Below are 9,217 nucleotides of genomic sequence, written 5' to 3'. Positions count from 1 at the left end.
GAGGAGCTGGGAGACTTCGCCGTAGAGCTGGACGTTGGGCAGGGCGTTCTTGACGTTGACCAGGTCTTCGGCGTTGAGACCCTCGACGTCGGTGTTTCCGGCTTGGAACTGGGCGAGGCGGTTGGCGTACTCGGGGATGATGGAGATTTCGACGCCATCCATGAGCGGGAAGCCGGTGACGTGCCAGGCCGGGTTCTTTTTGAGTTTGAAGCCGACGGACGGGGTGTAGCTTTCGAGCATCCACGGGCCGGTGCCGATGGAGGTCTTGGTGGGGTCGAATCCACCTTCGGCCTCTTTGGGCATGATCCAGACGAGGTTGGCGTCGGCGAGGACGTCGAGGAAGGCGGCGTTGGGCTCTTTGAGCTTGAAGACGACGGTCTGCTTGTCCGGATACTGGACGCTATCGACGAACGCGAGCTGGGAGCGGTTGGTGTTCGTTTCGGCCGTCGCTCGGCCCCAGGAGTATTTCACGTCGTCGGTGTCGACCGCTCGGCCGTTGACCGGGGCGATGTTGTGGAATTTGACGTTGGGGCGCAGTTTGACGGTCCAGGTGAGGCCGTCGGGGCTGGCCTCGGCGGACTGGGCGATATCGGGGACGGGCTGGAGGTCGGCCTGTTTGACGCCTGGCCCGGCGTTGTACTTGAAGAGGCGGCTGTAGACGTAGCCGGCGTACCCTTTGGTGAGGAAGGAGAGGTTGCCGTAGGGGTCGATGGAGGGCGGGTCGCCGGTGAAGGTGACGCGGTAGGTGCCGCCCCGCTTGGCGTTGGCGAACGGGTCGGTCGGGGTGGGTGTGGCCTGGGTGCCGGGTGTCGGGGTGGCGAGGCCGGAGAGGCCTCCGGAGTCGTCATCGTCGTCGCCGCAGCCGACGAGGGTGAGGCCTGCGGCGCCGACGGTGAGGGCGGTGGCACCGCCGAGGAAGCGGCGCCGGGTTCGGCGCTCCTTCCAGTAGCGGTCCCAGTATGAGGTGGTCATCGAGAATCCCCCTGCGTGAGATGGCTTCGTCGAGGTATACGCCGGCGGCGTCCGATAGGATTCGCTTATCCGGGCGATACGCTCCTATAGCGTCCTGCGATATGTACGTGGCGGTCGGGAATTGTGTCAATGGATGATCGGGTGGAATGAATCGAAACCGAACGCCTTTCGACGTAATGTCATTGCGGGATTTGGAAAGGTCGACCGGCCAGTAGGTGGGGTGGGCGGTTGGCGGGCGGAGGTGGGCGACCGTTGCTGGTGGGCGGGTGCATGGGGCCCGGGAGGCGGCCGGGTGCGGGTTCTGGGCCGTGGTGCGGGGCCGGCAAGCGCGTTGCCCGGTTCGGGGGCGGCTGGTACGCTGACGATTCGGCACACCCTATATCTGCCTCGGGTTCGCGTGCATGGCACACCACAAATCGGCAATCAAGCGCTGGCATCAGTCGCTCCGTGAGCGGGAGCGGAATCGTGCGCGTCGGACGCGTGCGCGCAATGCGATTCGCAAGCTTCGGGAGGCCGTGGCGGCTGGCGATGGCACGGCGATCGAGGAGGCGCTGCGACGGGCGTATTCGGCCGTCGACCGGGCGGCGAAGAAGGGCGCTATCCACGATGGCAAGGCAGACCGGCTGAAGCGCCGGATGGCGCACTTGGTGCAGAAGGCCCGCGCTACGCAGGACGCAGCCTGACGAAGGCTTCGCCGGGGCCGAATGGTCGCTGCAATGACGCCCGCCGCATCCGGCGGGCGTTTCGTTCGGGCGCGGGGGTGGTGGTTGACGCGCGCGGTGGCGGCTTGGGCTACAATCCCGACGCTTACGTACACGTCAAGGAGGGTTTCCGATGGGAAGGCTGGATGGGAAGACCGTCATCGTGACCGGTGCGAGCCGGGGGATCGGCGCGGAGATTGCACGGCTGTTCGCGGAGGAGGGCGGGCGGGTGGCCTGTGTGGCGCGCACGCTGCGCGAGGGGGAGCACCCGCTGGAAGGGTCGCTGGAGCACACGGTGGGAACGATTCGGGAGGCCGGTGGCGAGGCGATCCCAATCGTGGCGGATATCTCGGAGTACGAGCAGTGCGTTCGGGCGGTGGAGGAGGCGCGGGCGGCCTATGGGCCTATCGATGTGCTGGTGAACAATGCGGCGCTGACGTATTTCATCCCGATCAAGGACTTTCCGGTGAACAAGTGGCACCGTTCGATCGCGGTGAATTTCCACGCGCCGTTCTACTTGAGCCAGCTGGTGCTGACGGACATGCTGGAGCGGAAGTCGGGCGCGATCGTGAACATTTCGAGCGGGGCGGCGATTGGGCCAGGTCGCGGCCCCTACCCGGAGAATATCGGCCGCGGGGGGACGCTCTACGGGGCGGAGAAGGCGGCGCTGGAGCGCTTCACGCAGGGGCTGGCGAGCGAGGTGTATCACGACGGGGTGAGCGTGACCTGCGTGTCGCCTTCGCTGGTGGTGCCGACGCCGGGCACGGTGTTCCATCGCTTGGTGACGGGTATGGACGACCCGCGTGGCGAACCGCCGCTGCTGATGGCGAAGGCGGCGCTCTTGCTGGCGACCGAGCCCCGGGAGAAGGTGGCGGGCCGGGTGACCTATAGCCAGGAGATTCTGCTGGAGTTCGGCTGGATCGGTGAGGGGCACGGGCTGGGTGTCGACCGGAAGGGTTCGGGCTACAGCCAAATCTGAGGGGACCCGGGCGGCCGCCGGGGCTAGTGCCACCGGACGGGTGCCGGCGGCTATTGGCTATACTGCTCGAACGATGTTCGAGACGGTCTCTCGGCTCCGCCGGTCGGCGCGGGTGGCGCGGACGGCAGGCCGCATGTACTTCGGTTACAAGCGGACGCAGCGGGAGGCTGCGAAGCTGCCGCCTGCCGAGGCTGCGGCGGCGTGGGAAGTGCGCCACGAGCAGTTCGCCGAGGCGCTCTACCGGCTGGCGACGGATCTTCGCGGGCTCTATATCAAGTCGGGCCAGTTTCTCGGGACGCGGACCGACCTGTTGCCGGCAGCCTATACGCGTTCGCTTTCGCGGCTGCAGGATGCGGTGCCGCCGCACCCGTTCGGGGTGGTGCGCCAAACGGTGGAGGAGCAGTTCGGCGCGGCGCTGGAGGATCTGTTCGCTTCGTTCGAGGAGGTGCCGATCGCGGCGGCGTCGCTGGCGCAGGTGCACCGGGCGCGGCTGCCGGATGGTCGCGATGTGGTGGTGAAGGTGCAGTATCCGGAGGTGGAGGGGCTGGTGCGGCTCGATGTGCGGAATCTGCGGACGTTGGTGGGCCTGGTGGCGCGGTTGGAGCGGAACTTCGACTACCGGGCGGTGGTGAACGAGATCGCGAAGCAGGTGCCGCTGGAGCTGGATTTCGAGCGAGAGGCGGAGATGACGCGGCGGGTGCGGGCGAACCTCGCCCATTTGCCGGGGGTGGTGGTCCCTGCGGTGGTGGATGGCTACGTTCGGCCGAAGGTGTTGGTGACCGAGTATGTGGAGGGAGCGCGGCTGCTGGATGCGGAGCAGCGGGATGCGCACGCGCCCGACCGCGCCGCCCTCGCCGGGGCGATTACGAGTGCGTATGGCCATCAGATCATGGTGGATGGGCTGTTCCAGGCGGATCCTCACCCGGGGAACATCCTGGTGCTGCCTGGGGGGCGGGTGGCGCTGCTCGATTTTGGGCTGACGAAGGAGCTGCCGGAGGCGGCGCGCCGAGGCTTCGCGCGGTTGGTGCTCGGCACGGCAAACCGCGATCCGGAGGCGATTCGGGCGGCCTTTCGGGAGCTGGGCGTGAGGCTGCGGAACGAGGAGCCGGAGGCGCTGCTGGCGACGCTGGCGATACTCTTCGAGCCGCGCCCGATCGATGGAGGGCAGGGGGAGCTGCGTGAGCGCAACCGGGTGATGCGCGCGAACCCGGTGGAGCAGATCCCTGGCGATCTCGTGTTGTTGGGGCGGGTGATCGGCCTGTTGCGGGGGGTATGCGCGAGTCTGGGGGCGCCCCTTTCGCCGATGCAGATGCTTCGGCCATTCGCGGAGCGGGCGCTGAGCCGGTAAAGCCCGGGCGGCGGCTTGCCGGCGGAGCGGCTTGCCGGCGGGAGGGGAATGGCGGAACCTGCGGGGGATGGCTGGTGGAAGCCGGATTTCGCGGAGGCGGGCGCTCGCTGCTTTGGCGGGGATGGCGTTGGTGGTCGGGTCGGGGTGCTCGGCGGGGGCGGATGGCACGGCCGAGGTGACGACCCGGCTGGTGACGCCGGTGGGGCCTTCGCCCACGCCGACGCTGGCCCCTGGGGTCTCGCCGACGCCGTTGGTGCCGCCGGAGCTGGTGCTCTCGACGTTGGAGGTGTACCAGGCGGGGGCGGTGCTCGTTTCGGTGACTGGCGACGTGATCGGTGGTCAGGTGGAGTTCTTGGGGCGGCGGTACCCGCTGACGAAGGGGAGCCAGAGCCAGTACACGTTCGTTCCGGTGGATTCGGAGGATCCGCCAGGTGCGCACGAAGTGGTGGTGGATGTGCGGCTGCCGAACGGCACGCGGGGAAAGCTCCAGGCGACGGTGACGGTCCTTCCGACGGCTTGGACGGTGGACTATCTCGCCTTCAGCGACGAGCAGACGGCGACGTTGCTGGACCCGCAGGTGGTGGCGGACGAGCTGGCGTTGCTCCGTTCGCTATACGTGAAGGTGACGCCGGTGAAGTTTTGGAGCGGGCCGTGGCTGATTCCGGTGAACGGGGCGCTGACGGCGCGGTTCGGCGAGCAGCGTTCGATCAATGGGTCGGCGCCGAGCGGCCATCACGGGGGGACGGACATTGCCGCCGAGGAGGGGACGCCGGTAGTGGCGACGAACGCAGGGATGGTGGTACTGGCGCGGGAGCTGAAGGTGCGAGGGAACATGGTGGTCATCGACCATGGCGGGGGGTTGTACTCGGGCTATGCCCACCTGAGCAGCATCGCGGTGGCGGAGGGGGAACGCGTGGAGGCAGGGCAGGTGATCGGGGCGGTGGGAAACACGGGGCTTTCGACGGGGGCACATCTCCACTGGGAGATGGCGGCGCACGGCATTTTGCTGGATGCGCTCCGCTTCGTGGACGGGACGAACGGGTTTTGAGGTGGCTCAGGATTCGAGGAATTGGCGGACGATGCGGCTGAAGGCTTCGGGTTGGTGGAGCGGGAGCTGGTGGCCGGCATCTGGGATCTCGACGAGGCTGCCGTTGGGGAGGCGGCGGACCATCTCTTCGGCGATTTCGCGGGAGAGGATCTTGCTCTTTTCGGCGCGGATGACGAGGGTGGGGCAGGTGATGTGTTCGAGGCTCTCCCAGAGGTAGGGGATTTCGGCGATGGCACCCCGTCCGGTGGCCTGGTGGATGGCCGGGTCGAAGCGAAAGACGAGGTTGCCGGTGGTTTCGTCGAGCTGGAGGGAGGCGTAGACCTGGCGGAGGAGGAAGTCGCGGTCGCGGCCGGGGTAGAGGGCAGCGAAGTGTTGGATGGCTTCGGCCTCGGTGGCGAATCCGGGGGCTTTCTGGGCTTCGCCGGTGCTGCGGCGGATGCCGCGGGCGCCCTGGTCGGCCATTTGGGGGCCCATGTCGGCGAGGACGAGGTGCTCGAGGCGGTGGCTGTGGTCGCGGGCGTAGCTCATGGCGACGCGGCTGCCGATGCTGTGGGCGACGAGGTCGAAGGCTTCGAGGTCCATCTCTTCGACGAAGCCGCGAAGGTCCATGGCGAAGGCCCAGACGAGGTAGCCGCCGGGGGCGTGTTCGCTCTCGCCGTGGCCACGGAGGTCGGGGGCGTAGACGCACCAACGGTCGACGAAGCGCTCGGCGATGTGTTCCCAGTAGCGGGCGTTGTTCATGAGCCCGTGGAGGAGGACGAGGGGCTCGTTCTCGACGTTGCCCCAGCGGATGTAGTGATGCCGGAGGCCGTGGATGGTGAGGTAGCCGTCTTCGCCGTGGAGCGCTGGTTGGGTGGTCACGCTTGCGAGTATACGGAGGGCCGGGGTTTGGGGTGAGCGGGTGGCTTGCGGGCGCGGCGATGGGGTGGTTCGCTAGTGGCGTGACAGGCGGGACGACGAACGAACGGGCGGCGCCCGAGATTCGCGGGGTGGCTGGCTACGAGTCGCCGTACCCGTACCTGGATCGGTTGCAGCCGAAGATGGAGGAGCGGCTGGCGCGGCGGGTGCCGGCGGCGGGCCGGTTTTGTGGGTTCTGTTATGCGCGGCTGCGTGAGGAGGACGTGGTCTGTTCTTTTTGCGGGACGCGGACGGGCGAGCGGGCGACGGTGTCGGAGATTCCGCAGGAGGTGTTGTGGCTTTACCTGGTGAAGCAGAAGACGGAGGCGCGCTGGGTGCATGGGGGAGCGTTTTTCGGGTTGATCCTGGCTTCGGCGCTGTTCCTGTGGATGGTGATTTGGGGGCCGGGGTGGCTCGGGCACCCGGCGCTGGCGTTCGGGGTGCTGCTTTTGGGGGGCTATGTGCTGGCGCAGTTGTTCGGGACGCTGATCGGGGCGCAGATCGGGTACCGGCGGGGTGCTCGGAAGCGGGATGCGCTCTGGGCGGCCTACTTGGCGAAGCGGGACGGACCGGGGGCGAGCTGAGGGTCGCGTTCTAGGCGAGGCTGGCGAGGAGTGCTTCGAGCTGACGGCCGAATATGGCTCGCGCCCGGGCGAGCTCGTCCGGGTCGCCGCCGGCGACGGTGACCCGGACGGAGCCGCCGATGCGGACGTCGAGGCTGGCGAAGGCGGCGATGCGGTAGGGGGGCGCTTCGATGAGTTCGAATTCGATGTCTTCGCCGTAGTGGGTGCCGGCGTGCTCGATGGGGCGGGCGATTGCGCGGATGGCGCGCCCCGCGGCTTCCCAGGCGCGGACGATGTGCCAATCCCAGGTTCCGGGGGCGCGGTGCTCTTCGCGGGCGGTGTCGACGGGCGGAGGCTCGCAGCCGAGGAGTTCGCCGAGGAGCGCGAGCACCTCCCGTTCGAAGGCGCGCTGGGCCTGGAGGCGGCGGCGCGCTTCGATGGTGAGGTGGGGCGGCAGGACGACGACGAACTCCTCGGCCATGGGGACCTCCGGGGAACGGTCAGCGAGCGGCGGAGAGGGAGCCGGTCAGCTCGGCCATGAGCTGGAGGACGCGCGGATCGCGGTTGCCGATGAGCAGGGTGCCGACTCCGGCATCTTCCCACGCTTTGTAGCGCTCGCGGATCCGTTCGACGGGGCCGATGAGCGACATTTCATCGGCGAGCTCGTCGGGGACGGCGGCCTCGGCCTCGGCTTTGCGCCCGGCGAGGTAGAGCTCCTGGATGCGGGCGGCTGGCTCGGCGTAGCCGTATCGCTGCATGAGTTCGTTGTAGAAGTTTTTCTGGCGGGCGCCCATGCCGCCGACGTAGAGGGCGATGCCGGGCTTGACGGTTTGGAGGCCAGCCTTGACGTCGTCGGTGATGACGACGTTGCAGGTGGCGGCGATGTCGAAGGTTTGGAGCGACTTGCCGCCGGCGCGAGCGAAGCCGGCTTCGAGGTCGGGCCGGAAGACGTCCATTCGGTAGGGTGAGAAGAAGGCGGGGATCCAGCCGTCGGCGATTTCGGCGGTGAGGCGGATGTTGTGGGGGCCGAGGGTGGCGAGGTAGATGGGCAGGTTGCGCCCGTGGAGGATGCTCTTGAGGGGTTTGCCGAGGCCTGTGGCGCCGGGGCCGGTGTAGGGGAGGTTGTACTCCTCGCCGTGGAACTCGACGGGCTCTTCGCGGGCCCAGATTTTGCGGAGGATGGCGACGTATTCGCGGAGGCGAGCGGCGGGCTTGCCGTAGGGTTGGCCGTGCCAACCTTCGACGACTTGCGGGCCGCTGAGCCCGAGGCCGACGAGCATGCGGCCGCCGCTGAGGGCGTCGAGCGTCATGGTGGTCATCGCCGTCATGGCGGGGGTCCGGGCGGGGATCTGCATGATGGCGGTGCCGAGTTTGATCCGCTTGGTGAGGGCGGCGAGGTAGGCGAGGGGGGTGATGGCGTCGGAGCCGTAGGCTTCGGCGGTCCAGACGGAGTCCCAGCCGAGTCGTTCTGCTTCGAGGACGGATTCGACGGGGAGCTCGAGACGGGCGCCGGAGTAGCCGAGGTAGAGGCCGAGTTTCATGGTCGTGCTCCTGGGTAGGGGTCGCGGGATAGGGTAGCGCTCCCGGGCGGGCTCTGCAGTGGTCAGCGGGCGACGAGGCGCTCAAGGGTACCGGCGCCGTCACGGACGATGTAGATCTCGCCGGTCTCGTCTTCGCCGAAGGAGGTGATGCGGTCGGGGAAGGGTGCGAGTCGATCGACCTGGAGGGAGGTTCCGTTCCAGCGGAGGGCCCAGGCGTTGCCGGTGCAGTAATCCGCGGTGAGGTAGGCGCCCTGGAGGGCCGGGAAGGCGAGCCCGCGGTAGACGTATCCGCCGGTGATGGAGCAACCGTCGTCGTGGGGGTATTCGAAGACGGGGAGGGTGAGTCCGGTGCGGTCGCAGCCGTTGGCGGGGCGGTAGCAGCGGGTGCCTTCCATGATGCTCCAGCCGTAGTTGGCGCCGCCGGGGGAGCGGGCGGGGGCGAAGTTGACCTCTTCGCGTTCGTTCTGGCCGACGTCGGCGATCCAGAGGTCGCCGGTCTGGCGGTCGAAGCTGAATCGCCACGGGTTGCGGAGGCCATAGGCCCAGATTTCTGCGCGGGCGCCGGGCCTGTCGCGGAAGGGGTTGTCGGGTGGGATGGCGTAGGCGAGGGCGGGGGCGGGTGGTGCATCGATGTCGATGCGGAGGATGGAGCCGAGGGGGTTGGCGAGGTCCTGCCCGGAGCGGAGGGGATCGCCGGCGCCGCCGCCATCGCCGAGGGCGATGTAGAGGTAGCCGTCGGGCCCGAAGGCGAGCATGCCGCCGTTGTGGTTGCTGTACTGGTCGGGGATGGTGAGGAGGATGCGCCCGCTTTGGGGGTCGGCGCGGTCGGGGTCGGCGGGGGAGACGCGGTATTCGGCGAGGGTGTTGGCGCCGCCGCTGGCGGCGGTGTAGTAGACGAAGAGCCGGCCGTTTTCGGCGAAGCGGGGGTGGAAGGCGAGGCCGAGGAGCCCTTGTTCGTTGCCGTTGGCGGTGACGAGGTCGCGGATATCGAGGAATGGGTGGGGGGCGCGCTGGCCGGCGCGGAGGAGTTGGATGGTGCCGCGTTTTTCGACGACGAAGAGTCTGCCGGAGCCATCGCCGGCGGCGGTGACGAAGGTGGGGCGTTCGAAGCCACGGGCGATGGGCTCGAAGCCGATTTCGGGGAGGGGCGGGAGGTCGGGTGGGGCGG

At 68.4% G+C, this 9,217-nt stretch carries 10 protein-coding genes; 5 read left to right on the top strand and 5 right to left on the bottom strand.

Annotated elements, in window-relative coordinates:
* The coding region (locus VAE53_RS08595) for an ABC transporter substrate-binding protein (protein ID WP_322818964.1) at nt 1-972 on the bottom strand (972 nt) is incomplete at its 3' end.
* A gap of 401 nt (nt 973-1,373) precedes the next feature.
* Here VAE53_RS08595 and rpsT point away from each other — a divergent pair.
* From rpsT to VAE53_RS08575, 4 genes are all read left to right on the top strand, one after another.
* On the top strand, nt 1,374-1,655 hold the full coding sequence (gene rpsT / locus VAE53_RS08590) for a 30S ribosomal protein S20 (RefSeq protein ID WP_322818963.1): 282 nt from the start codon (nt 1,374-1,376) through the stop codon (nt 1,653-1,655).
* Between the two features lie 151 nt (nt 1,656-1,806).
* Complete coding sequence (locus VAE53_RS08585) at nt 1,807-2,652, top strand: SDR family NAD(P)-dependent oxidoreductase (RefSeq protein ID WP_322818962.1); 846 nt, start codon at nt 1,807-1,809, stop codon at nt 2,650-2,652.
* Between the two features lie 73 nt (nt 2,653-2,725).
* A complete protein-coding gene (locus VAE53_RS08580; RefSeq protein ID WP_322818961.1) occupies nt 2,726-4,000 on the top strand; it encodes an AarF/ABC1/UbiB kinase family protein in 1,275 nt (424 codons plus the stop codon).
* A 67-nt stretch (nt 4,001-4,067) separates the two neighbouring features.
* On the top strand, nt 4,068-5,048 hold the full coding sequence (locus VAE53_RS08575; RefSeq protein WP_322818960.1) for a M23 family metallopeptidase: 981 nt from the start codon (nt 4,068-4,070) through the stop codon (nt 5,046-5,048).
* A 6-nt stretch (nt 5,049-5,054) separates the two neighbouring features.
* Here the strand turns inward: VAE53_RS08575 and VAE53_RS08570 are convergent, their stop codons facing one another.
* Nucleotides 5,055-5,909, bottom strand: coding sequence for an alpha/beta hydrolase (locus VAE53_RS08570; protein WP_322818959.1), 855 nt, complete (start codon nt 5,907-5,909; stop codon nt 5,055-5,057).
* A 32-nt stretch (nt 5,910-5,941) separates the two neighbouring features.
* Between VAE53_RS08570 and VAE53_RS08565 the strand changes: the two genes are divergently transcribed.
* A complete protein-coding gene (locus VAE53_RS08565; protein ID WP_322818958.1) occupies nt 5,942-6,529 on the top strand; it encodes a magnesium transporter in 588 nt (195 codons plus the stop codon).
* 10 nt (nt 6,530-6,539) lie between these two features.
* Here the strand turns inward: VAE53_RS08565 and VAE53_RS08560 are convergent, their stop codons facing one another.
* The 3 genes from VAE53_RS08560 to VAE53_RS08550 all read right to left on the bottom strand — a co-directional run.
* On the bottom strand, nt 6,540-6,989 hold the full coding sequence (locus tag VAE53_RS08560) for a hypothetical protein (protein ID WP_322818957.1): 450 nt from the start codon (nt 6,987-6,989) through the stop codon (nt 6,540-6,542).
* 19 nt (nt 6,990-7,008) lie between these two features.
* Entirely contained in the window at nt 7,009-8,049 is a 1,041-nt protein-coding gene (locus VAE53_RS08555; RefSeq protein WP_322818956.1) for an LLM class F420-dependent oxidoreductase, read from the bottom strand.
* A gap of 62 nt (nt 8,050-8,111) precedes the next feature.
* Nucleotides 8,112-9,217, bottom strand: a 1,106-nt coding sequence (locus VAE53_RS08550) for a PQQ-dependent sugar dehydrogenase (RefSeq protein ID WP_322818955.1), incomplete at its 5' end; no start/stop codon positions are given.

Origin of the sequence: Tepidiforma sp., from assembly GCF_034432735.1 — a bacterium.
GTDB lineage: Bacteria > Chloroflexota > Dehalococcoidia > Tepidiformales > Tepidiformaceae > Tepidiforma.
The sequence above is the reverse complement of the archived record's forward strand: the minus strand, read 5'-3'. Positions and strand labels throughout refer to the sequence as shown.